We start from the raw sequence: 23,668 nt of genomic DNA, 5'->3' as shown, positions 1-23,668 counted from the left end.
CCGGGTGGGTCAACATAGGCCGTTTCCGCGTAAACCCAGGGCAAGTTGTCTGCGTCCGGGTTTACGGCGAAGGGGGAAACCCTACACCCGGCTCAGCGTGGCGCTTGCCGGCCCAGCGATCTCCAGGTCGACTACACGCAGACCGGCCTCGCGCGCGCCGTCAAGGATCTTCTCCGGGATTGGCTCTGTGCTCAGCACCATCGCCGTGGGCCCCGCCCCCGACAGGTAGGCGGCGAAACCGCGGTTGCGCAGGTGGTTGACCCATTCCGCGGTGACCGGCAGCACGTCGGCGCGGTACGGCTGGTGCAGGCGGTCGCGCGTTCCCTCCCACAGAAGTTCGGGGTGGTGCTGGATCGCCACCGTCATCACGGCGGTGCGTGAGACGTTGAAGCGGGCGTCGGTATGCGTCACGTGGCTCGGCAGCACCTGGCGCACCGCGTCGGTGGAGGCGTGGAAGTCCGGCACGAAGGCAGTCGCGCGTATCGACGGATGCACCCCCACGCCCACCGCGCGGTAGGTCGTGTCGGTCACCCCGTCGACGGGAACGTCGGTCCACGACACCACGGCGCCGCCGAGAACCGAGGCGGCGGCGTTGTCGGGGTGGCCCTCGAACGCCGAGGACAGCTGCACTACCGCCGCGCTGTCGAGCGGGTCTCCGGCCAGGGCGTTGGCGGCAACGACGCCGGCGACGGCGGCCGATGCGGACGAGCCCAGCCCGCGCGACTGCGGGATCTCGTTGTGGCACACCACGCGCAGGCCCGGCGCCTCGACGCCGGCTGCCTCGAACCCGGAGTTAATGGCCTTGACCACCAAGTGGGAGGAGTCGCGCGGCAGATCGTCGGCGCCCTCGCCGAAGATCTCGATCTCGAGCCCGAAGGCGATGGTTTCCACCTCGACGGTGTCGTAGATGCCCAGAGCGATGCCGAGCGTGTCAAAGCCCGGCCCCAGGTTTGCGGAGGATCCGGGCACGGTGACGGTGGCCTTGAGGCCGACGGGAAGAGCGGTGGGCATGGGGACTTTCTTGGGTTAGGCGTCGAGGCGGATGACGGAGTTGATGGCTTGGACGTCGGCGTGGTTGGTCAGGGCGTCGACAATCTCGCTCAGCGTGCGCTCCTGCGCGGCGTGGGTGACCACGATCAGGTGCGCGCCGTCGTCGGATTCCTCCTGGCGCACGGCGGAGAGCGAGATCCCTGCCTGGGAGAACATGCGCGCGAGGTCGGCAAGCACGCCGACGCGGTCGTTGACGGTCATGTTGATGTGGTAGCGCGAGTGCACCTCGCCGAAGCCGACGACCTCGTAGTTGGCGTAGGGGTTCTCGGCGGGGGCGCGTCCGCCGTGGACCTTGTTGCGCGCGGCGCCGACCAGGTCGCCGAGCACGGCGGAGGCGGTCGGCGCGCCGCCGGCGCCGTTGCCGTAGAACATCAGCCGGCCCGCGGCCTCCGCCTCGACGAAGATCGCGTTGTACGACTTATCGACGCTCGCCAGCGGGTGGTCGTTGGCCACGAGCGTCGGATGGACGCGGGCGTTGACGCCAACGGTGTTGCCGGTGTCGTCAAGCAGGCGCTCGCAGATCGCGAGCAGCTTGATCGTCTCGTTCGACTGCTTGGCCGCCGCGATGTCTTCGGCGGTGATTTTCGTGATCCCCTCGCAGTAGACGTCGTCGTAGGTCACGCGGGTGTGGAAGCCCATCGATGCCAAGATCGCGGCTTTCGACGCGGCGTCGTGGCCTTCGACGTCAGCGGTGGGGTCGGCCTCCGCGTAGCCCAGGCGGGTTGCCTCGGCGAGCGCGTCCTCGTAGCTCATCCCGCTGGTGGCCATGGCGTCGAGGATGAAGTTGGTCGTGCCGTTGACAATGCCGGAGATGCGCTGGACCTGGTCGCCTGCGAGCGAGCGGCGCAGCATGCCGACGACGGGGATCGCGGCGGCGACGGCCGCCTCGTAGTAGAGGTCGACACCGGCGGCGTTGGCGGCGTCGGAAAGCTCGTCGGCGTGCGCCGCGACGAGCGCCTTGTTGGCGGTCACGACGGACTTGCCGTTCTTCAAAGCCTCGAGCACGAGCTCGCGCGGGTACTCGATGCCGCCAATGAGCTCCACGACGACGTCGACATCGTCGCGGTCGATCAGCTCGCGGGCGTTGTCGGTGAGGTAAATCCCGTCGACCTCAGGGGCGTCCTTGTGTTTATCCAGGTTGGATACCGCGACGCCGCGCACCTCAATCGGGCCGCCGATGCGGTGCTCAAGGTTGTCGGAGAATTCGGCGAGGAGTCGGAGCACCTCGGTGCCGACGGTGCCCTTGCCCAAGATGGCGACACCGACCGGCTCGCCGATGCCCTTGCCTGGGTAGTTTCCGTTGCGGCTCTCAGCGCTCGATACAGTCATAGTCCTTCGAAAATCCTTCGTCGTGTAGCAATGGTCTGCGGCCCAAGTGTACCGCTTTGTCTATAACGTGTAGGACAATCCCTCGTACTCCCGCGCGAGCAAGTCCTCGACCGTCTCGCGCTTGAGCATCGGCTTGGTGTGGCCGGCGCGCACCGCCACGACGGCCGGGCGGCCAAACGCGTTGTAGTTCGAGCTCATGGAATAGCAGTAGGCGCCGGTCGCGGCCAGCGCGATCAGGTCGCCGGTGGCGATGTCCTCGGGCCACATTTCGTCGTTAATTAAGATGTCGCCCGACTCGCAGTGCGAGCCAACCAGGCGGGTCGCGGTCTCGGGGGCGTCGACGAAGCGGTTGACCACCCGGCCATCGTAGGCGGAGTCGTACAGGGCGGGGCGGATGTTGTCGCTCATCCCGCCGTCGACGGCAATGTAGCGCCGCGTGGTGGTGTGCGAGGTGTGCACATCTTTGATCGTGCCCGCGCGGTACACGGTCACTGTCGACGGGCCCGCGATCGCGCGGCCGGGCTCGACAACCACCGTCGGGGCGGGGATCCCCAGCTCCGCGGCTACCTGGTCGACGCTGGAGAGCAGGTCGCGGGCGACGCCGGTGACGTCGAGAGGCTGCTCGTCGTCCACGTAGGCAATGCCGTAACCGCCGCCGAGATCGAGGTAGTCCAGCGCGACGTTGTTCTCCCGGTAGATGGTCGCGTACAGGCCCAGCACGCGCTCGGCGGCGAGCTTGAAGCCCTCTGCGTCGAACACCTGGGAGCCGACGTGGCAGTGCAGACCCGCAAGCGTGAGGTTGGCCGCAGCGATGGCGTCGACGGCCGCCTTGTGCGCGGAGCCCGAGGCCAGCGACAGGCCGAATTTCTGGTCCTCGTGGCTGGTGGCGACGAACTCGTGCGTATGCGCGTCCACACCGGGCTTGACACGCACGAAAACCTCTTGGTTTGTGCCGAGCCGCCCACAGACGTCGTTGAGCTCGGCGAGTTCCTGGTGCGAGTCGATCACGACGTGGCCAACCCCGGCCTCGGCGCAAAGGGTGAGGAAGGATTCCGACTTGTTGTTGCCGTGCACCGTAATGCGCTCGGGCGGGAAGTTGGCGGCCAGCGCGATGCGCAGCTCGTTTTCGGAGGCGACGTCGAGTGCCAGCCCCTCCTCGTCCACCCAGCGCGCGATCATGCGGGTCAAAAATGCCTTGGAGGCGTAGTGGACGTTTTCTGGCGCGCCGAACGCGGCCGCCATGTCGCGGCAGCGGGACCGGAAGTCGTCCTCGTCGACAACCATCACGGGCGTTCCGTACTCCTCGGCGATCTCGGGAAGCGGCACCCCGGCGATGGTGACAACGCCGTCTTCCTGCCGCGCCACAGAGCGCGGCCACACGTGGGCAGGAAGGTCGTTGAAATCCATTTACATCCGCTCCGGTGCGCTGACGCCGAGCAGGTCAAGGGCGTTGGCCAGGACCTGGCGTGTGGCCATGGCCAGTGCGAGGCGCGCTTCGTGGATCGGCTCGGCGTCCTCGCCGGCCTTGGGCAGGATCTGGCGGGCGTCGTAGAACTTGTGGAACGAGCTCGCCAGTTCCTCGACGTAGCGGGCCACGCGGTGCGGCTCGCGCAGCTCGGCCGCGGCTTGGACCACCGCCGGGTACTCGCCGAGAGTGCGGATCAGATCACCTTCCTTCTCGTGCGTCAAAAGCCCCAGGTCAGGGTCGGCGACGCTCACGCCCGCCTCAGAGGCGCGACGCGCGATCGAACACAACCGCGCGTGGCCGTACTGAACGTAGTAGACGGGGTTGTCCGAGGACTGCCTCGTCCACAGGTCCAGATCGATATCGAGGGTCTGGTCTACCGAGGAGCGGGCCAGAGAATAGCGTGCACCGTCGACTCCGATGGCGTCGACGAGGTCTTCGAGGGTGATGATCGTGCCGGCGCGCTTGGACATTTTCACAGGCTTGTCGTTTCGTACAAGGTTGACCATCTGGCCGATGAGCACTTCCACTGCGTCCGCGTCGTAGCCGAGGGCCTGCGCCGCCGCGCGCAACCGGGCGATGTAGCCGTGGTGGTCCGCGCCGAGCATGTAAATGGCCAGTGTGTGGCCGCGATCGAACTTGTCGGCCACGTAGGCAATGTCGCCGGCGATGTAGGCGGCGTCGCCGTCAGACTTGATCACCACGCGGTCCTTGTCGTCGCCGAAGTCGGTCGAGCGCAGCCACCACGCACCGTCGCTTTCGTATAGGTTGCCGTTGTCCTTGAGCGTGGCCACCGCCTTATCCACGGCGCCAGATTCGAACAGCGAGTTTTCGTGGAAGTACACGTCGAACTCGACGCCAAAATCCCTCAACGAGCGCTTGATGTGGGCAAACATCATATCCACGCCCGCCGCGCGGAAGGTTTCCTGGACCTCGGCGTCCGTGCCCTCCAGCGCGCCTTCGTGCTTGTCAACGACCCCAGCAGCGATCTCGGAAATGTACGCGCCACCGTACCCGTCCTCCGGCGTGGGCTCGCCCTTGGCCGCGGCGACGAGCGAACGGGCAAAGCGGTCGATCTGGCCACCGTGGTCGTTGAAGTAGTACTCGCGGGTGACGTCTGCACCGGCGGCCTCGAGAACGCGGCCGAGGGAGTCGCCCACCGCCGCCCAGCGGGTACCGCCCAGGTGGATCGGCCCGGTCGGGTTCGCGGAAACGAACTCCAGGTTGACTTTCTCGCCGGCGTAGATGTGGCAGCGGCCATAGTCCTGGCCCGCCTCCAAGATGTCGGCGACGAGCTTGCCCTGCGCGTCCGCCGCGAGGCGCAGGTTGATAAAACCGGGGCCTGCAACGTCGGCGCTGGCGATAGCCGGGTCGGTGGCGAGGGCGTCGACAAGCCAGCCCGCGAGCTCGCGGGGGTTGGTGCCGGCGCGTTTCGCCACCTGCAGGGCGATGTTAGTGGCGTAATCGCCGTGTTCGGGGTTGCGCGGACGCTCCACCGTCACGGTTTCGGGCACGACAGTCGCGTCGAGGTCGTGGTCGGTGAGAACGGTCGTGGTGGCCTGCCTGATGGCGGTTGCGAGGTCAGCTGGCGTCATGGGGAAACAGTCTAATTCAGGTGCCCGACATTATCGCCATGGGTGCAGTCCCGCTTCGTCTGCGACCTAAGGATCTGAAAAACGCAACGGCTACTTATCTCCACTAAACCGCATGTCCTAGGGCGTTGGGCTCCGCGGGGACCTGCGCGGTCAACACTACGGGCGCGCAGAGCTGGTGTTTCGTCACGAGCATGGGCTACGGGGACACATCCGGAGCTCGGATTTCCCTCGGACGCATTCGCATCCAGTCCACGCATTAGGCAGGTTCGGCAACAAGGTAGTCGACGGTATCGTCGCCGACTACCTGCGCACCGGCCGCACGGAGGCGACAGACGCGCCGGGATACTTCGAGGCGCGCTAGATGCTTTCGAGGATCGTTTCTGCCAGCTCCTTCGACGACGCCGGGTTCTGCCCGGTGTGGAGGTTACCGTCGGAGACGACGTTGGGGCTAAACGGTTCAGCCGCGCTGTAATCCACGCCGAGCTCGATGAGCTTGTCCTCGAGCAGCCACGTGGCCTTGCTTGCGAGGCCACCGGCACTCTCCTCGGCGTTGGAGAATCCGGTCATCTTCCGGCCGGTAAACGGCGATTTCCCGCTCGCGTCAGCCGTGGCCGCGATAGCCGCCGGCGCGTGGCACAACAGCGCCAGGGGCCGGTCCTGCTCGAGCCTGTTCGCCAGGATACGTGACGACGCCTCGTTGACCGCCAAGTCCTCCATCGGGCCGTGCCCGCCCGGGTAGAACACTACGTCGAAGCCGTCCGGGTCGACATCTTCAAGTGCGGCTGGGTTGTCCATGACTGGAGCCAGCTCGGCGAGAATCGCCTCCTGCTCGTCATTGAGGCTGGCGGGGTCGGCGACGGGTTTACGTCCACCGGGGGTTGCCACCGAGAGGTCCCAACCCGCGTCCCGGAAAACACCGTACGGGGTGGTGAACTCCTCAGCCCAAAAGCCGGTGGGGTGCTGCGAGGCGTCGTTAAGCGTCCAATGATCTGCTGCGGTGAGAACAAAAAGTACTGTGGTCATGCCCCCACCATACAAATGCAGCGCGGGACTTTCGGTTAAATCCTCTGGCCGTTGCCTGCGGGTTGTGGCCACGAACCATGGGAAGAATCGAGCGGGGCACTGCGTGCTCACCAGGAGGTACTGAGGGAGCCGGCAAAGGTGATGCCACAGATAGTCGCAATCGTGTCCCCGACAGGATTCGAACCTGCGACCTTCGGTACCGGAAACCGATGCTCTAATCCACTGAGCTACGAAGACGTGCACTTCTTTAGCGCGCACTAGAGGTTATCACCCGGTGCGCGCGGTGAGCGAATCACCCATCGTGACCCCGCGCGCGTGGTTACACTTGGGATTTATGTTTCCCCCACGAAATGTTTCCCGTGCCGCGGCGGCGGCCCTGCGGGCAGTTCCTAACGCCGCATTGCGCCTGCTTGGGCGGCAGACGTCGCGCGACGGGTTTGCCCTCGCGCCCGATGTCAGAGCCTCGGCGCTGGCGCTGTCCGTGATAGCGAGGGACACTGCGGATCTCGACGTCGAGCAGGCGCGGCAGGAAATCGAATCGCAGGCGACTCTGGCGGCCGGGCCACCGATTCCAGTGGGCGAAGTGTGGGACGCGCACATCGCTTCGACCCCGGTGCGCCACTACCGCCCCGCCCACGCCACGGGTGAGCTTCCGGCGGTGGTGTATTTCCACGGCGGCGGCTGGGCCACGGGTTCTTTGGAATCCCACGACAACACGTGCCGCTTCCTGTGCGCGTACGGCGACGTGGCGGTGATCTCGGTGGATTATCCGCTCGCCCCAGAGCACGAGTTCCCGGCCGGGCTCGACGCCAGCGATGCGGTGACGAGCGCGGTCTTGGCCGGCGAGGTCGACGGTATCGATCCCGCCCGCGTCGCGTTCGCTGGGGATTCCGCCGGCGCGACACTCAGCGCGGCGCTTTGTTTGCGCAGGGCCGCCCGCGGCGAAAGCCAGCCGACGCTCCAGGTGCTCATCGTCCCCTCGACGAATTTGGCCACGTTGGACACGCCGTCGCAACGCGAGTTCGACACGGGCACCTACCTGACGCGCAAGCAGCTGGAGTACTACCGCGAGCTGTACACCAGCGCGTCCGACGACCTGACGAACTGGGAGGTCTCGCCGTCGCTGGCGCCGCCCGAGCTCCTCGCCCGGGTTGCGCCCGCCTACATCGCGGCCGCGGGGTTCGACCCGCTGCGCGACGAGGCGGTGACGTTCGCTCGCTCGCTTGTCGACGTCGGCGTGCACGCGACCGTCAAAGTCTACGACTCACTCACGCACCCGTTCGCCAACGCGTTTTACGTGTGGAAAGACGCCGCTGTTGCGATGCACCAGATTGTCGGCGCGGTCCGCTTCGCGCTGGCGGTGGATGAGCTAGATCCCCTCGGGCATGATGATCCAAGCGGCGATGTAGAGCAGCACGCCCGGCAGGATGCCAGCGAGGATTAGAACGATAAAGATGATGCGAACGAGCACCGGGTCGATGTTGAAGTAGTTGGCCACTCCACCACAGACGCCGGCGATCCACCGGTCGGTGATCGAGCGGGTGAGGCGCTTGCGGGGGCTGGTGTTGTTGGTGGTCGACATGGTGTGGGTTCCTTTCCCGTTGGTGTGGTTGTAACCTTCTGACACTTCCCATTCAACGGGGGAACAGGTTTCCCGACAACGGGGTTTACCCTGATTTCGACCCTGATTCTTTAGTCGAACTTGTTGATCTCCGAGCACTTCGGGATGCCGGGGACGTTGTCGACTTCCATGATGCCGCCGAAGAAGCGTCGTAAAGCGGCGATGTCCTCGGGCTCGAGGTGGTCGAAGATGATGCGGCGCACGCTTTCGACGTGGTCGGGTGCGGCGTGGGTGACGCGGGTCAGGCCGTCGTCGGTGAGCTTGACTAACACCCCGCGGGCGTCGCCAGGCGACTTGCACTTGGTGATCAGTCCACGGCGCTGCATGCGGGTGACCTGGTGCGAGGTGCGCGAGCGGTCCCAATCCAGAACGGCGCAGAGATCGCGCAGGCGCAGCTCTTTGCCCTCTGCCTCGGACAGGGACACGAGGACGGCGAACTCGGAGGACGAAAGGTTCGACCCTGCTTGAAGGGTCTCGTCGATGACGCGGTCGACCTTTCGGGATGCGGCGAGCATGAGTCGCCACAGTTCCTGTTCACCATCGTTGAGCCAGCGCGGTTGTTCAGCCATAACACTGAGGTTACCTTGTGCGTCAACTCCTTCAAAGAAGATCACCCCTTTTATCTACTTTCGCCTACTCCCGCCCTGACCTGCGGGAAAGGTTTTTATTCACCTTTAAGTTGACACGTCACATAAAAGTGCTATATTTGCTGTTGTTAACACGTCAACAGCTTGAAGGAGTTTTACAATGTCTCACCTCACTGGAACCTGGAACCTCGACCCCGACCATACCGAGATCGGCTTCGTCGCCCGCCACGCAATGGTGACCAAGGTCCGCGGCAACTTCCCCGAGTTCACCGCGCAGCTCACTGTCGACGGGGAGAACCCGAAGGCGACCGCGACCATCAAGACCGCCTCGATCGACACCGGCAACTCCGACCGCGACGCACACGTGCACGGCGAGGACTTCTTCGACGTTGAGAAGTACCCGGAGATGACCTTCGAGTCCACCGCCTTCAACGTCGACGAGAACGGCAACGGCACCGTCGAGGGCAACCTGACCATCAAGTCCACCACCAAGCCGGTCACCCTCACCGTGGAGACCTTCGGCGTGGAGACGGACCCCTTCGGCAACGAGCGCCTAGGCTTCGAGGCCAGCACCACAATCGACCGCACCGACTTCGGTGTGGACTTCCAGGCACCGCTAAAGTCCGGCGGTGTGCTGGTGTCCAACAAGATCACCATCGTGATCGAGGGCTCCGGCATCAAGGCTTAGGCCGGTCGTGCTTGGGGGGTTTCCTTGGGGTGGGATGTCACGGTCGACGTGGTTACCGGGGGTAAAACCGCAGGTCGGGGGTGTTGTAAACCGCTTCACCGTGACATCTTGACCGGTGCAATGTCACGGTCAACGGGGTCCGGGGTGCAAAACCCCAGTTCGGCGGTGCCGGGATCGGCTTCACCGTGACATCTCAGCCGGTTAAATGTCACAGTCAACGGGCAGCGGGGTACAAAACCGCAGGTCGGCCACCCGGCAAACCACTTCACCGTGACATCTTGACCGGTGCAATGTCACGGTCAACGGGGTCCGGGGTGCAAAACCCCAGTTCGGCGGTGCCGGGATCGGCTTCACCGTGACATCTCAGCCGGTTAAATGTCACAGTCAACGGGCAGCGGGGTACAAAACCGCAGGTCAGCCACCCAGCAAACCACTTCACCGTGACATCTTGACCGGTGCAATGTCACGATCAACGGGGTCCGGGGTGCAAAACCCCAGTTCGGCGGTGCCGGGATCGGCTTCACCGTGACATCTCAGCCGGTCAAATGTCACGGTCAACGGGCAGCGGGACACAAAACCCCAGTTCGGACACGCCGAGAACCCCCTGACCGTGACATCCCGGCCACGAAACACACCAAACACCGCAACCGAGCCAACCGCTACTCCCCCACCTGCTTAAGTTCGCTAATCGACGCCACCTTGGCAACGCACACGCGGTCAAAGCGCTGCGGGAAGCACGTCAGTACAAACACCTGCGACTCGCGCCCCACCTGGTTGAACAGGGAGTTCATCAGCTCCAAGCGCGTTGGGTCCGTCGCCCCCAAGGCATCGTCGACAATCACCGGCACGGGGCTTTTACCTGCTTGGCCCGTTCCGGCGAGCTCCGCAATGGCGAAACGCACCAGCAGGGCAAGCTGCTCTTTCGCGCCCCCGGAAAGCTGGTCGAGCGCCACGGTTGCGCCGTGCAACGTGCGGGCCTGGATCTCCAGCGACTCGCCCAGGGTGAACTCGACATCCGGGCCGAAAACCCGCGTGGCGTAGCGGTTGAGCGTCTCCGCAAAGGGTGCGGCGTAACGGGCGCGGGCCTCGTCGCGGTGGCGCAGCATCGTCTCGCGCAACAGCTGCGCGGCCTCCGCCCGGCGCGTAGTTGTGTCCAACTCCGATTCGGCTGCCTCGAGCGCGGAGGCGGCCCGATCCGCCTGCTCCGCCACGCCGGCGGCCTGCTCGATACGCCCTGATAGCTCCGCAACCCTGCGCTCCGCCTCCCCCAGCCGGTTGCGCAGATTGCGCACCTTGACCTGGGCGCCTTCCAGAAGGTCGGCGGCCAACTCCGGGTCTGCGCGCTTGAGCTCGGCGGCAAGTACTTGTGCCTGGTTCTTCGCCGCGTCCAGCGCAACGGCTGCCCGCTCGCGCGCAGTCTCAAGCTGCTCGGTCGGAGTCTTCTCCTCCGCCGCGGCCAAGCTCGCCACCGCCGCATCTTTCTCCGCGGTCTTCGCCTCGGCGCGCTCCTCCAACACAGCGAGCGCGGTCGCCTCCTTACGCTCCGCCCAGGGACGCAGCGCACCCTCGGCCAGCTCGAGCGCATCGCTTGCCTCGTCCAACTCGCGCTGCGCTGCGCTTAAGGCTGCCTCCGCCTCGTCCTCACCGAGCTCCCCAACAACGGCATCCCCCTCTACCAGCGCAGCAAGCCGGGCGTGCTCGGCCCGCAGCTCCTCCGCGTCGCGCGCGCCGAGGACGTCTTCGCGGCGGCGCTGCGCCATCGTCAACTCTCCAGCAAGTTCCGCGTGGGTGTCGCGCAGGCTGCGTAGGGCATCGATGTCGTCGCAACCGTGGGCGTCGAGTAGCTCGCTCAGCTCCCGCTGCGCGCTCTCCACCGCCTCGGCGGCCTGCTCCGTGCCCTGGGCACCGCGGTAGACTACGTCGACGTCGCCGATGCCGACCCGCGTGCCGTGGTGGACACCGACGGTCGCAGTACCGTCGAAATCCACAACATCGCCGTCAACGCTTAAAACAGAACCCTCTGGGGCGGTGATCTCGAGCTTGGCCGACGCGGTGTCGCGAAGCCTGCGCTGCAGGCCAAGCTCCTCTCGCGCCTTTTCCACTGCGCGCACGTCAGCGTCCGTGGCGGGCTTTTCGGGCTGCGCGGCGCGCAGATCCGCCAGTTCTTTGTCGGCGGCGTCCAGTCGGGCGATGATTTCGCCGAGCTCGGCGGCCCGGATGCGGCCACGCACCTGCTGGCGCGCAGCCTCGGCGTCCTTGACGTCCGCGCGGGCCTGGGCGAGGCGCTCCTTCGCGCGATCGCGCGCCCCGGTCAGTTCCACCACGCGCGCCTGTTCGCCCTCTGCTGCCTCGCGCGCCGTAACCAGTGAGGCCGAGAGCTCGGCGGCCTCGGCGGTGAGGGCGTCGACACGCGAGCGGGCGGCGGCGCGCGCGGCGATGTCCTCGGTGGCGCGCTCGAGGTCGATCTCGGCGCGGTCCTTCGCCTGCTGCGCCGCCTCCGCCTTGTCCGCCAGTGCCTTGGCGGCAGCGGCCTCTTCCGCGCGGGTTGCCTCCTGTTCAACGGCCTCGGGCAGCTCAGCGGAAATCCTCGCAATCTCCGTCTCCTTGCGCGCGACCTCGTCGACGAAACCGGAGAGCCTGGCAACCTCCGCGTCGAGCTCGGCGACGGACGCGCTCGCGGATTCAACACGCTTCTCCAGGTCGGCGTACGCGGCGTTTTTGCGGCCCTTCGCGGTGAAAAAGCGCAGGTACTCCGCCTCAATGCGCTGCATCAGCGCAGTGTCCTCGGTCCCAGGCGCGGCCTCGTCACTGCCTGCCTCACCGGTGTCCAAGGCGCGGGTGATCGAGGGAATGCCGGCGGCGGCGATGCCCGGGTCCAGCTCGCCCTGGCGCAGAAACAGCGTCGCCGCCAGGGTTTTGTCCAGGTGCTCGTCCAAGATGGCCTCGAGCTTGTCGTCGGCCTCCCGGCCCGTGAACTGCTCGCGCTTCGGCGCGGTAATGGTCAACTCCGAGCGCTTCTTGCGCAGGAACACCTTGCGCACGCTGAACGTGTATGGGCCCACCGTGGCGCGAAGCGTGATCTCCGGCCCAACGTCTTTTCCGGCAGGCGCTAAGACCTTGACCCTGCTGTCTGAGGTGGAGTGCTTGAAGTTGAGCACGGCGTCAATGGCGTCGAGCACGGTGGATTTACCCGCCTCGTTGTCGCCGTGCAGCAGCATCACGCCGGTGTCCGGGATGTCGTCAAGCTCGAGGTGTTCCACGGCGCGGACGTTGCGCAGCGAAATGGAGTGGATCTTCATGACTCCTAGGCCTCCTTCGCCAGACGGAACAGCAGGTTGACCGCGTCGCGGGCGGTGGCGTCTCCCCCGGTCGCAGCCGTGGCCAGCTCGCCCATGGCATTGGCCGCGAAGCCTCCGAGCGGCAGGTTCGCCAGCTCGTCGGCACCGGGCTCGAGGTGCAGATCCATCAGGCGGGTGCGCTCACGCAGAGAGGCAAACACCGGCTCAAGCTCGGCCAACCCCTCCTCCAGCCGCCGCGTATCCTCCAGCCCGAGCGTGCCCACGATGGCGTACTTAATCACCGTGCGCTCCTTGTCCGGGTACGCGCGCAGCTGAGCCAAAAGCTTATCGACGTCCACCCCACCACCGACCTCGAAGTGCAGGGCGTGGAACACCCACGCGCCCACCGGTACTTTCTCCACGTCCGCGTGCCCCTTGGACAGCTGCACCACCAGCGCGTTGCCGGAGTCGACCTCGCCGCCGGCAACGCCCGGGGTCAGGTCGTGGAAATCGGTCGTCTCCGGCGAGCCGGAGTACCAGACGCTACCGGAGTCACCCAGCGAGCGAGTTGAGTGCGTGTCGCCCAGGGCCACGTAGTCGATGGTGCCGTCGGCAAGCTTAGTCTCGAGGTTGTCCAGGTCGATGGTGTCGGGGGCCACCTCGCCGGTGCGCGACTGCGTCTGCCCGTGCCCGACGAGCACGCGCAGCGCCTCGGTCGGCGCAAGCGGCGCAAGCGCTGCGGCGCACAGGTCCTCGGAGGCGTACTTGGCCTTCAGCGGCGCGCCGACGATCTCGACGCCCTCGCGTACCTCGACAACATCGGTGGAATCGAGCATCGTGACCCCTGCGAGATCGTGCGTGCGGCTAAAAATCGAGTCCGCCACCAGCGGGTCGTGGTTGCCGGGCAAAAGGTACACAGGAACGGGCAGGTTATCAAGCGCCTCGAGCGCCCGGCCGAGGGTGCGCTTTTCCAAGGCGTTGTGTTCGAAGACGTCACCGGCGACGACGATGAACTCGGCGCCGCGCTCTGTGGCGAGCTCGCCGAGGCGGTGCACGGCGCGCAAGCGGGCGTCGTCGAAACGCGATTGCGCTTCCGGCGGCAAGAACTTGCGCGTCATGCCTAACTGCAGGTCCGAGGTGTGAATGAAGGTCAGAGGTTTCATGGCATTGTTTGTAGCAAACGCGCCCGACATCACGGCTTCACTGCCTGGTCAACTCCTCGTACAGGTCTTCGATGTCGGCCACAGCGCGCAGCTGATCGATGTTGGTAAAGGACACCGACTGCATCGCGCGGTGCAGCATATCGATGTCGGAGTCCTCGATCATCGGCGCGAGCTTCGGCTCCGGCAGCCTCGGCATCTCGCGGCCGTCCCAGAAGTACTCCGAGCCTTCCTCCGAGTTCTCCTTCGCTACCGAAACGGCGCGGTTGCGCACCCCCTGCTCGAAGGTGGCCAGGTTCAAGTTGCGCAGCGAGAAGATGACCTCGGGGGAGGCGTCGATAAGCTCGGCGGCTTTCTGCGCGACGGCCACGGCGTGCTTGCACACCGCCGCGGGGTCCGGGCAGGTGCAGAAGAAGCGGACGCTGGCGGGGTCGGGGGCGAGCAAGATGTCGAGCACGTCGTCGTCGAACTCTCCCGCTCGTGCCCTGGTCACCGAGTTGGCACGCCGCGCCATGATGTCCAGTGCGTCCTGGACGTCGGTCGGGGCACGGCGCGGCAGCTGGATGCTGACGCTAAACGGGTCGTTCTGGCTCCCCGCGACAACCCCGTCAAAGCCCCCGGAGCGCACGGTGACGTCGAGCACGTGCTCGCCAGCGGCATACTGCTGGCCGCGCTTGGTGCGCGCCGGATCGGTTTGGCGCACCGCGGCGTTGAACACGCGCATCGCCGCGGGCGAGAACGACGGGGCGCGCTGCAGCGGAGGCTGCACGGCACCCGCCTCCTCCGGGCTAGTCACCCGCCGGCGCGCCCCGAAGTTGGCGTAGATGACGTTGTCTTCTCTCGGCCTGTTGTGCTGCGCCATGTCAGCCCTCCTCCGCTCGGTAGCTCATCAGCCGCGCTAGGTCCTCGGTGTCGAGCTCGGTGATCCAGCCCTCTCCCTCGCCCACGACGGTACCCGCCAGGTGCATCTTGCCGTCGAGCACATCCTGGATGGATTCCTCCAGCGTGCCGCGGGTGATCATCTTGTACACGGTGACGTTTTTGTCCTGGCCGATGCGGTACGCGCGGTCGGTCGCCTGGTTCTCCACGGCCGGGTTCCACCACCTGTCGAGGTGGATGACCACCGAGGCTGCGGTGAGGTTGAGCCCGGTACCTCCGGCCTTCAGGGAAAGCAGCATCGCGCGCGGTCCGCCCACGGATTGGAAGCTGTCCACCATCGCGTCGCGCGCGTCCTTGCTCACCCCGCCGTGCAAGAACGGCACCGGCTCGCCGAGACGCTCCGCCAGGTACGGCTGCAGCAGCGCGCCGAATGCCTTGTACTGGGTGAAGATGAGCACGCGCTGCTCGGAGTTGATCGCCTCGCCGAGCAGCTCCATAAGCATGGCCACCTTGCCGGAGCGGTGCTTTCCCTTCAGCGTGACCGCAGAGCCGTCACCGAGGAAGTGCGCGGGGTGGTTGCAGATCTGCTTGATGCGGGTGATGGTGGCCAGCACCATGCCCTTGCGCGCCATGCCCTCGCGCTCTTCGAGCTCGGCCTGGGCATCGCGCACCAGCGCGGTGTAGAGCGCCGCCTGCTCGGGCGTCATGTCCACGGTGACAATGTGCTCGTTTTTCTCCGGCAGGTCGTCGATAATCGCGGGGTCGGTCTTGAGCCGGCGGAGGATGAACGGGGTGGTCAGCCGCCGCAGGCGCTCGCTCATCTCCTCGGCGAGCTCGACGTCGCGGCGCGACTCGATGACCTTGGCAAAGTGGTTGCGGAAAAAGGTCTGGCTGCCCAACATGCCGGGGTTGACAAAGTCGAGCAGGCTGCGCAGCTCAGAGAGCTTGTTCTCGATCGGCGTGCCCGTCAGCGCGATGCGGTGCCTCGCCGGGATCGCGCGCACGCTTCTCGACGCCCTCGTGCCCGCGTTCTTGATCGCCTGGGCCTCATCCAACACAACGTGGTCGAACTCAATACGCGAGAGGTCCTTCATATCGCGCCCGGCCACCCCGTAGGAGGTAATCACCACGTCCGCGGCATCGATCTCTCCGAACAGCTCATCTCCGCTGAGGCGCTGCGTGCCATGGTGCACAACGACCTTCAATTTGGGAACGAAGCGTTTGGCTTCGCGCGCCCAGTTTCCCACCACGGAGGTCGGTGCGACCACGAGTGTCGGGCCGGTGCGCTCGCCCCGCTCGCGTTCCACGGCGATCAGGGTCAGCAGCTGCAGTGTTTTCCCCAGCCCCATGTCATCGGCCAGCACGGCGCCCAAGTTGGAGCGCGACATGAAGTACAGCCAGTCAACCCCGCGGCGCTGGTACTCCCGCAGCTCAGCGTTGACCCACCCGGGGATGTCCACGCGCTCCGGGGCGGGCCGCTGCGTGCCCGCCACCAGCGAGGTAAACCACGGCGAGCCGGAAAACTCCACCGGCGCCTCATCGTCGGCCGCGGCGGATTCCAGGGCAAGGTCGCGCAGCTCAGCGGCGGTGACCGCACCCTCAGTGTTGTCGGAGGCCTTGATCTGCTCGTAGCGCTCGCGCAAGCGCTCTGCCTCTGCCGCCAGCTCGGCGGCATCGCCGGCACCATTGGCCTCGGCCAGCGCTGCCCGGGTCCGTGCGGCCTCAGCCTCGCGCTCGGCGCGTGTCAGCGAGCTTTCGGCGAGCTTTTCCATGTAGCGCTGCGTGCGGGCCAGAGCGTTGCCGTCGGCAAGCACCCACTGCCCGCGCAGCTTGACCAGCCCGGATTTGGAGTTGATCAACTGCGCCATTTCAGCATCGTCAAGCTCGATGTCCCCGACGGAGATTTTCCAGTCGTAAGAAACGAGAGTGTCAAAGCCCAAGTGGGTGACCGTGGATGAGTCATGCGGGTTGGCTTCAGCGGCGACGTTGAGCTTGGCGGTGGTTTCCGCTGTCGACCACGCGCGAGGCAGCATCACCGCAAATCCGCTCATGCGCAGCTTCACCGCGTCCAACCGCACGAAACGCACAATCTCATCGGTGGTCAGGTACGCATCCCAATCCCCCTCCATCTCGGGCGAGGCTAACGCGGACCCGGCGCGGCGCGGGTGTTGAACAGGATCGACCAAGTCGCTGACCTCCACCGCCCGGTTCAGAGCCTGGCGCAGGGTCTGGGCGGTGGCGGCGTCGTAGTCGTGCAGGCGCACTGGCCGCGGCGAATCGGTGCCGGAGCGGACCTGCACCCGCACGGGCCACTGCGCGGCCTCACTGCCATCGTTGGTGTCGGCGGCCTCGTCGGCGTCGGCGGGCTGCCCCACGATGAACACCAGCTGCAGGTTGACTGCGGTGATCGAACCATTCCAATCGCTGAGCTTGCGTGTCAGCTCCGCCCCGCCGCGGCGCAACGGGGACGCGGTGAGCAGCGAGTGCACGAAATCGTGCCACGGGTAGGGCCGGGTGTTCTCGTTCAAGCCCTCGAGCTGTGCGGTAGCGATCCAGTGCACGAGCGTGTGGGCGAGGTCCTCGTCCAAGCTCGGGTTGTTCACCGCCAGCACCCCGGGGGCCGCGGCGACCATCTCGGCGAGCCAGCCACGCTCTTCCACCCCCGTGCCCAGCTGCCACTCGGCGTACCACTGCCCGTCGCGATACGGCACGTGGATGCTCACCCGCCCGGCGCGCACGAACCGGTGCAGACCGACATACATGCGGATCAACCACTGAAGATCCGGGGCGATCGCAGCGCGCTGGGACGCCGTCGCCGCGGGGGAATCAGAGTCCACGAACATCAGCGTCGCGAGGAAAGAGACAGTCTCAGCCGGGGCGAACGCGGCCGTCGGCACGCGAAGCTCCACGTGCTTTCCGCGCGGGGTTTGCAGGCGCACGCGGCGTCGGTGACGGAACCTGGAGTCGTCGACAAGCTTTTCAACAACGGGCGGGAACGTGCCCACAGGAACCTGGGACGGAAGCACAATCCGGTGTCCCTCCACCTGCTCAACCCACAGGTTGAGACCGGACTCGGGCAACCAGAGTCCGTGGAGGAGGAATTCAGGCATAACCTCCCTTATACCACGCGTGCGGGACACGATACGCTGTGTGAAACTTTCGACCCGTTGAAAAAACCAAGGAGCAGGACAACGTGGACAACGCGTGGATGATTCTTGCCATCGTGCTGTACTTCGCCGCGATGCTGGCCATCGGCTACTACTCGTGGCGCAGGACAAAGAAGTATGACGACTACGTCCTTGGCGGACGCGGTTTGCCACCCTTCGTCGCCGCGATCTCGGCCGGGGCATCCGACATGTCGGGGTGGCTGCTGATGGGCCTGCCCGGCGCGCTGTTCGTCGCGGGCTTCAGTGAGCTGTGGATCGTCATCGGCCTGCTGATCGGCACCTGGGCAAACTGGAAGTGGGTCGCACCCCGCCTGCGCTCATACTCAGAGGTCGCGGGAAACTCGATCACTCTGCCGAGCTTCTTCGAAAACCGCACCCGAGATTCCTCGCGCGTGCTGCGCATCACGGCCGCAATCATCATCATCTTCTTCTTCACCTTCTACGTCTCTTCCGGCATGGTCGCCGGTGGCAAATACTTCGAGTCGACGTTCGGCGGCGAATACCTCACGGGAATGCTCATCATCGGTGCCGTGACCGTCATCTACACCTTCATCGGCGGTTTCTTGGCCGTTTCCTACACGGACGTGGTGCAGGGCATGCTGATGTTCCTCGCCCTACTCACCGTGCCGATCATCGCCCTGTTTGCCCTGGATACCCCCAGCGAGATCTTCTCCTTTGCCGCTGCGAACCCCTACGGGCCATTCCCGGAGGCGAATCCCACCTACTTCAACCTGTTTGCCGGCGTGTCTGCGGTGACGATCATCAGCAATCTCGCGTGGGGGCTCGGTTACATGGGCCAGCCGCACATCATCACCCGATTCATGGCACTGCGCTCCCCGGCTGAGGCGGCCTCGGCTCGCCGCACCGGCACCTTGTGGGTCACGTTGTGCTACATCGGCGCGATCTTCACCGCGCTCGTCGCCACTGTCTTCTTCACACAGACAGGCGCGCAGGTCACCGACCCCAACGGAGAGACCATCTTCCTCGACATGACCCGCGTCCTGTTCCATCCCTTGGTGGCCGGCATCGTCCTCACCGCCGTGCTCGCCGCGATCATGTCGACGATGTCCTCGCAACTTCTGATCACCTCTTCGGCGCTGATCGAGGACCTCTACCGCGTGCTTGGCAAACGTCAGCTGGCCGGCGAGCGTCTGCTCCTGCTCTCGCGCGCCATGGTCGTGCTCATCGCGCTCGTCGCCATTGCCCTGGCCGCCAACCCCTCGGACACCATCCTCGGCCTTGTCGGGTTCGCGTGGGCAGGTTTCGGCGCCGCGTTCGGCCCCGTCGTCATCGCCTCGCTGTACTGGAAAGGCCTGACCTCCCAGGGCGCGATTGCCGGCATGATCACCGGGGCGGTCACGGTGTTCATGTGGGGTTCCGTCGACTCGCCCATCACCGAGATTTACGAGATCGTGCCCGGAGTCGTCCTCGCCACCGCGGTGATGGTCGCCGTGTCCGCCACCACCCGTACCCGGCCCGGCGTGGCCGAGGAGTTTGATACGGCGATGCGGGTCAATGACTACGCGATGCGCAACCCGGAGGCCAGCTTCGACCAAGCCCTCGAGCGGAACCGCGGCGCCGGCGCCTAAGTCTAAGAGGGTGTGCGCTACTACCTCGCTGCCCTCATCGCCCTCACCCTCGCCGTCATTCCGTTCCCCACCCCGCGCTCGCTTATCGACGCCCCCACCAACACCTCCCCCGCCCAGCGCACCACGGTGCTGGGCTATGAGCGAGACGCCTTCGGCCCCGGCTGGGCCCCCGTCGCCGACGGATGCGACACCCGTGACACCCTGATGGCCGAGGCGTTCGGCGCCGTCTCGTGCGACTCCCCGCATAGCCAGTGGGTCTCCAGCCCCATCACGGACCCCTACACGGGCGCCCCCTTGGAACCCGCTGATGTCGAGATTGACCATCTCTACCCCCTCGCCGCGGCGTGGGACGCCGGCGCACACGCCTGGCCCGGCCCCACGCGCATCGCCTTTGCCAACGATCCGCGAAACCTCGTGGTCACATCCGCCGAGGCGAACCGGTCCAAGTCCGACCAGCTCCCCAGCGAATGGCTGCCACCCGCCATCCGTTCCCGCTGTGTCTACGCCCGCCGGCTCGTCGCCGTCGCCCGGGAGTACTCGCTAGCGATGCCCCACCCGGACCTGCGCGCGGCGCGGCGCGCATGCGCGGGTCTCACCGGGCTAATTGGCCGACCCTACCTGTAAGGTGGAGCACATGAATACTGTCTTCGTTCTGCTGCACGTAGCCGCCGCAATCCTGCTGCTCGGCCCCGTCATGGTTGCCGCCTCCATGTTCCCCCGCCAAGCTGCGGAAGCCCGTTCCGGTGCCCAGGAGTCAGTGGGCCGCGCCAGCGTTTTGCAGCGCCTCACGTCCACCTACGGCATGCTCTCCGCGCTCGTCCCGCTGCTCGGCGCCGTGGTACTGATCTTCGGCTGGGATGTCTACAAGACGAACTACTTCCTGCACACCGCCATCATCCTCGCGCTGATCGCCTGGGGCATCCTGTTCTTCATGGTCATCCCGCAGCAGCGCAAGATGATGGGCACCCTCAACGCGCTCGACCCGGCCGAGGCCGACCAGAGCGACTACACCTCCAACTTCGAGGGCGCGAAGGCAAAGGCCACTGCCGGCGCGGGCATCTTCAACCTGCTGGTGATCATCACCCTGATCCTGATGTACCTCCCGTCGACTATCTTCGCGTAAAGGTTTCACCGCAGCGGCAGCCCGGTTGGTCGGGCTGCCGCTTTTTGTGTGTTTGTAGGGGTTCGGTTTTTTGGGGGCCTCAAAAGCCCAGGTCGGATGTGGCCGGTACGGCTTCACCGCGACATCTGACCCGGTGAAATGTCACGGTCAACCGGCAACCGCATGCAAAACCCCAGGTCGCCGCAACCCGACTCGGCTTCACCGTGACATCTGACGCGGTGAAATGTCACAGTCAACCGGCACCAGCGTGCAAAACCCCAGGTCGCCGCAGCCCGACTCGGCTTCACCGTGACATCTGACGCGGTCGAATGTCACGGTCAAGCTGCAACCCATCGCAAAAGCCCAGGTCGGATGTGGCCGGTACGGCTTCACCGTGACATCTGACCCAGTGAAATGTCACGGTCAACCGGCAACCGCATGCAAAACCCCAGGTCGCCGCAACCCGACTCGGCTTCACCGTGACATCTGACGCGGTGGAATGTCACAGTCAACCGGCGCCAAAGAACAAAACCCCAGCTTACAACAACCCCACCCAGCCTGACCGTGACATCTGACCCGGCGAAACACCACCCCCAAACAAAAAGCACCGACACTACCGAAGTAGTGTCGGTGCCCATTCAGCCGTCAGAAGCCAGCGAACTAGTCGCGCCAGTCCCGGTCGCGACCGCCACGGCCACCGAAGCCGCCGCGCCCACCGCGATCATCACGATCACGATCACGGCCACGCCCGCGGAAGCCACCACGGCCGCCCCGGTCACCGCCGAAGCTGCGCGCCGCGCCACCCTTGTCGCGCTGGATGTTGATTAACTGGCCGGAAATCCTGGTGTCCGACAGGCGATCCAGCACGGACGAGTCGAGATTCTTCGGCAGCTCCACCAGCGTGAAGTCGCCGCCGATGGTGATGCGGCCGAAGTCGCGCGAGTTCAGCCCGCCCTCATTGGCAAGAGCACCGACGATGGCACCCGGGCGAACGTGCTGGCGCTTGCCGACATCCAACCTGTACGTATCGAAGTTCTCACTGTCATTCTGGCGCCCGCGCCCGCCACGGTCACCCCTATCGCCGCGGTCAAACCGATCCCGGCGCCCGCCGCGATCACGGTCGCGTCGATCGTCGCGGTCCCAGCCGTCGCGGTCGCGGCGGTCGCGCTTGTCCTTCGGCGGTTCCTTCATCAGGAACTCGCCCGCGGCATTCGCCTGTGCTGCCAGTGCCGCCGCGATGTCATCCATCGGGATGTTGTTCGTGTTGGAGTACTCACGCACCATCGCCTTGAAAACGTCCTGGTCCTTCGACTCCAGCGACTCGGTGATGGAGTCCATGAACTTCAACTTGCGACTCTCGTTGACTTCGTCAACGGTCGGCAGCTCCATCTCCTCGATCGTCGCGTTGGTCACGCGCTCGATGGAACGCAGCATACGGCGCTCGCGGGGGGTGACGAAGAGGATGGCCTCGCCGGTGCGGCCCGCGCGGCCGGTGCGGCCGATGCGGTGCACGTAGCTTTCCGTGTCGTTCGGGATGTCGTAGTTGAACACGTGGGAGATGCGCTCAACGTCGAGGCCGCGGGCGGCAACGTCGGTGGCAACCAAGATGTCGAGGCGGCCGTCGCGAAGCTGGTCGACGGTGCGCTCACGCTGCTGCTGCGCAATGTCGCCGTTAATCGCGGCGGCGGAGAAGCCGCGGGCACGCAGTTTCTCAGCGAGTTCCTCGGTCTCGTGCTTGGTGCGCACGAACACGATCATCGCCTCGAACTCGGTGACCTCGAGGATGCGGGTGATCGCGTCGAGCTTGTTGCGGTGCGCAGTAAACAGGTAGCGCTGCGTGATGTTGGTGTTGGTGCGGGTCTCGGACTTCACCGTGACCTCGGCCGGATCGTTGAGGTACTGCTTGGAGATCTTGCGGATGCCATTGGGCATCGTCGCGGAGAATAGTGCGACCTGCTTGGTGTTCGGCGTGTCCTCCAGGATGCGCTCAACGTCTTCCTGGAAGCCCATGTTGAGCATTTCATCGGCCTCATCGAGGACGAGGAAGCGCAGGTTGGAGATGTCGAGCGACCCCTTCTCCAGGTGGTCAATGACACGGCCCGGCGTGCCGACGATGATCTGCGCACCACGGCGCAGACCGGAGAGCTGGATACCGTAGGCCTGGCCACCGTAGATCGGCAGAACCTGAATCTTGCCCAAGTGGTCGGCAAACGACTGGAAGGAGTCGGCGACCTGCAGGGCAAGCTCGCGCGTCGGCGCAAGGACGAGCGCCTGCGGGTGGCGCAGCGAAGGATCGATCTGGCTAAGAACCGGCAGCGCGAACGCGGCGGTCTTACCGGTTCCGGTCTGGGCCAACCCCACGACGTCGCGGCCTTGCATGAGAAGCGGAATCGTCTGCGCCTGAATCGGAGACGGCTGCTCGTAGCCGACCTTCTTCACCGCTGCGATAACGGAATCGGGCAGATCCAGCTTCTCGAACCCATTCTCGGGCTCCTCGGATTGAGGCTCATCAGCCTTGGGAGTGTCGTCGGCCTGGGGCTTATCCCCCGCCTCAGGCTCGGAGACCATCTCGGTCTCGGTGGCGTGTGCAGGCGCTTCTGCGGCGTCTGCGTTCTCAGTTACGGTGGCTTCGGCTGCGGCCGAAGCGCCGGTGTCCTCAGAATCTCCCGCATCCCTGGTGTCTGTTGCAGCCTCATTTTCAGATGCTGCGACAACCTGCGGGGTGTCCTGATTTTCCGACAGTTTCATGTCCGGCTCAAACTCGCTGCCGGTAGCGTTTTCGGAAGTGCTCATTGTTGCCCCACCTTACGCGAGACGCGCCGGTATTACTATTCGGCGGTGGCGACATGAAGTCTTTCAGATCTTACCGAATAACCGACCGTGGAACACATTGCCCATTCACGCCAAGAATCGCCCTATGGATCCGAAAGACTCAGCGGTCGTTACCTATTACCGGGAAAGTTACTAAATGCCCGAATGAAGATCGCCATGTTGGCAAAATCACCCAATGATAAGGCAGCGCGCGATTCGCCAGGGTTCCAACTGGGGCCCCAAATTGGCGCCATCGTTAACGTTTTAGAGACCCCCATGCTATCTTATGTCCATGCCATTCACGCGCTCATTTGATGCCTCCGT

At 65.4% G+C, this 23,668-nt stretch carries 17 protein-coding genes, 1 tRNA gene and 1 pseudogene; 6 read left to right on the top strand and 13 right to left on the bottom strand.

Annotated features, from left to right (window positions below; all coding sequences use genetic code 11):
- Positions 1-81 precede the first annotated feature (81 nt).
- From thrB to RIU96_RS07125, 6 genes are all read right to left on the bottom strand, one after another.
- The gene (gene thrB, locus RIU96_RS07150) at positions 82-1,011 is read right to left on the bottom strand and encodes a homoserine kinase (RefSeq protein WP_311204815.1); all 930 of its coding nucleotides are present in this window, start codon (positions 1,009-1,011) and stop codon (positions 82-84) included.
- Between the two features lie 15 nt (positions 1,012-1,026).
- The gene (locus RIU96_RS07145; protein WP_311204814.1) at positions 1,027-2,379 is read right to left on the bottom strand and encodes a homoserine dehydrogenase; all 1,353 of its coding nucleotides are present in this window, start codon (positions 2,377-2,379) and stop codon (positions 1,027-1,029) included.
- A 60-nt stretch (positions 2,380-2,439) separates the two neighbouring features.
- Positions 2,440-3,786, bottom strand: coding sequence for a diaminopimelate decarboxylase (gene lysA / locus RIU96_RS07140; RefSeq protein WP_144778825.1), 1,347 nt, complete (start codon positions 3,784-3,786; stop codon positions 2,440-2,442).
- Complete coding sequence (argS, locus tag RIU96_RS07135; protein ID WP_144778827.1) at positions 3,787-5,439, bottom strand: arginine--tRNA ligase; 1,653 nt, start codon at positions 5,437-5,439, stop codon at positions 3,787-3,789.
- A gap of 357 nt (positions 5,440-5,796) precedes the next feature.
- A complete protein-coding gene (locus RIU96_RS07130; RefSeq protein WP_311204813.1) occupies positions 5,797-6,462 on the bottom strand; it encodes a type 1 glutamine amidotransferase domain-containing protein in 666 nt (221 codons plus the stop codon).
- Between the two features lie 163 nt (positions 6,463-6,625).
- Positions 6,626-6,699, bottom strand: a tRNA-Arg gene (locus tag RIU96_RS07125).
- Positions 6,700-6,796: 97 nt separating this feature from the next.
- Here RIU96_RS07125 and RIU96_RS07120 point away from each other — a divergent pair.
- Positions 6,797-7,906: an alpha/beta hydrolase gene (locus RIU96_RS07120; RefSeq protein WP_311204812.1), complete on the top strand. Its 1,110-nt coding sequence runs from the start codon at positions 6,797-6,799 to the stop codon at positions 7,904-7,906.
- On the opposite strand, the gene RIU96_RS07115 is transcribed toward RIU96_RS07120, so the two are convergent.
- A complete protein-coding gene (locus RIU96_RS07115) occupies positions 7,832-8,044 on the bottom strand; it encodes a PspC domain-containing protein (protein ID WP_136653587.1) in 213 nt (70 codons plus the stop codon). The two genes, RIU96_RS07120 and RIU96_RS07115, sit on opposite strands and share 75 nt — an antisense overlap.
- Before the next feature lie 218 nt (positions 8,045-8,262).
- Here RIU96_RS07115 and RIU96_RS11990 point away from each other — a divergent pair, with 218 nt between their 5' ends.
- Positions 8,263-8,352 carry a hypothetical protein gene (locus tag RIU96_RS11990; protein ID WP_374058498.1) on the top strand — a complete coding sequence of 30 codons (90 nt, stop codon included), beginning with the start codon at positions 8,263-8,265 and terminating at the stop codon, positions 8,350-8,352.
- Here the strand turns inward: RIU96_RS11990 and RIU96_RS11985 are convergent.
- Positions 8,341-8,598, bottom strand: a pseudogene (locus RIU96_RS11985) (MarR family winged helix-turn-helix transcriptional regulator); the annotation flags it as partial. The gene RIU96_RS11990 and the pseudogene RIU96_RS11985 overlap by 12 nt on opposite strands.
- Before the next feature lie 232 nt (positions 8,599-8,830).
- Between RIU96_RS11985 and RIU96_RS07105 the strand changes: the two are divergent.
- On the top strand, positions 8,831-9,358 hold the full coding sequence (locus RIU96_RS07105) for a YceI family protein (RefSeq protein ID WP_136653591.1): 528 nt from the start codon (positions 8,831-8,833) through the stop codon (positions 9,356-9,358).
- Between the two features lie 659 nt (positions 9,359-10,017).
- Here the strand turns inward: RIU96_RS07105 and RIU96_RS07100 are convergent.
- From RIU96_RS07100 to RIU96_RS07085, 4 genes are read right to left on the bottom strand one after another with little or no spacing between them, the layout of a single operon-like run.
- On the bottom strand, positions 10,018-12,657 hold the full coding sequence (locus RIU96_RS07100) for an AAA family ATPase (protein WP_311204811.1): 2,640 nt from the start codon (positions 12,655-12,657) through the stop codon (positions 10,018-10,020).
- A gap of 5 nt (positions 12,658-12,662) precedes the next feature.
- On the bottom strand, positions 12,663-13,799 hold the full coding sequence (locus tag RIU96_RS07095; protein WP_259787548.1) for a metallophosphoesterase family protein: 1,137 nt from the start codon (positions 13,797-13,799) through the stop codon (positions 12,663-12,665).
- 37 nt (positions 13,800-13,836) lie between these two features.
- Positions 13,837-14,658 carry a hypothetical protein gene (locus RIU96_RS07090; RefSeq protein ID WP_311204810.1) on the bottom strand — a complete coding sequence of 274 codons (822 nt, stop codon included), beginning with the start codon at positions 14,656-14,658 and terminating at the stop codon, positions 13,837-13,839.
- A 1-nt stretch (position 14,659) separates the two neighbouring features.
- A complete protein-coding gene (locus RIU96_RS07085) occupies positions 14,660-17,785 on the bottom strand; it encodes a DEAD/DEAH box helicase (RefSeq protein WP_311204809.1) in 3,126 nt (1,041 codons plus the stop codon).
- Between the two features lie 98 nt (positions 17,786-17,883).
- Between RIU96_RS07085 and putP the strand changes: the two genes are divergently transcribed.
- From putP to RIU96_RS07070, 3 genes are read left to right on the top strand one after another with little or no spacing between them, the layout of a single operon-like run.
- Entirely contained in the window at positions 17,884-19,431 is a 1,548-nt protein-coding gene (gene putP / locus RIU96_RS07080; RefSeq protein WP_301717489.1) for a sodium/proline symporter PutP, read from the top strand.
- Between the two features lie 12 nt (positions 19,432-19,443).
- Positions 19,444-20,055 carry a GmrSD restriction endonuclease domain-containing protein gene (locus RIU96_RS07075; protein WP_311204808.1) on the top strand — a complete coding sequence of 204 codons (612 nt, stop codon included), beginning with the start codon at positions 19,444-19,446 and terminating at the stop codon, positions 20,053-20,055.
- A 10-nt stretch (positions 20,056-20,065) separates the two neighbouring features.
- On the top strand, positions 20,066-20,554 hold the full coding sequence (locus tag RIU96_RS07070) for a DUF2269 domain-containing protein (protein ID WP_136653603.1): 489 nt from the start codon (positions 20,066-20,068) through the stop codon (positions 20,552-20,554).
- 639 nt (positions 20,555-21,193) lie between these two features.
- Here the strand turns inward: RIU96_RS07070 and RIU96_RS07065 are convergent.
- Entirely contained in the window at positions 21,194-23,326 is a 2,133-nt protein-coding gene (locus RIU96_RS07065) for a DEAD/DEAH box helicase (RefSeq protein WP_259807589.1), read from the bottom strand.
- Between the last annotated feature and the right edge of the window lie 342 nt (positions 23,327-23,668).

Source organism: Corynebacterium sp. Z-1 (assembly GCF_031844665.1).
GTDB classification, from domain to species: domain Bacteria; phylum Actinomycetota; class Actinomycetes; order Mycobacteriales; family Mycobacteriaceae; genus Corynebacterium; species Corynebacterium sanguinis.
The sequence above is the reverse complement of the archived record's forward strand: the minus strand, read 5'-3'. Positions and strand labels throughout refer to the sequence as shown.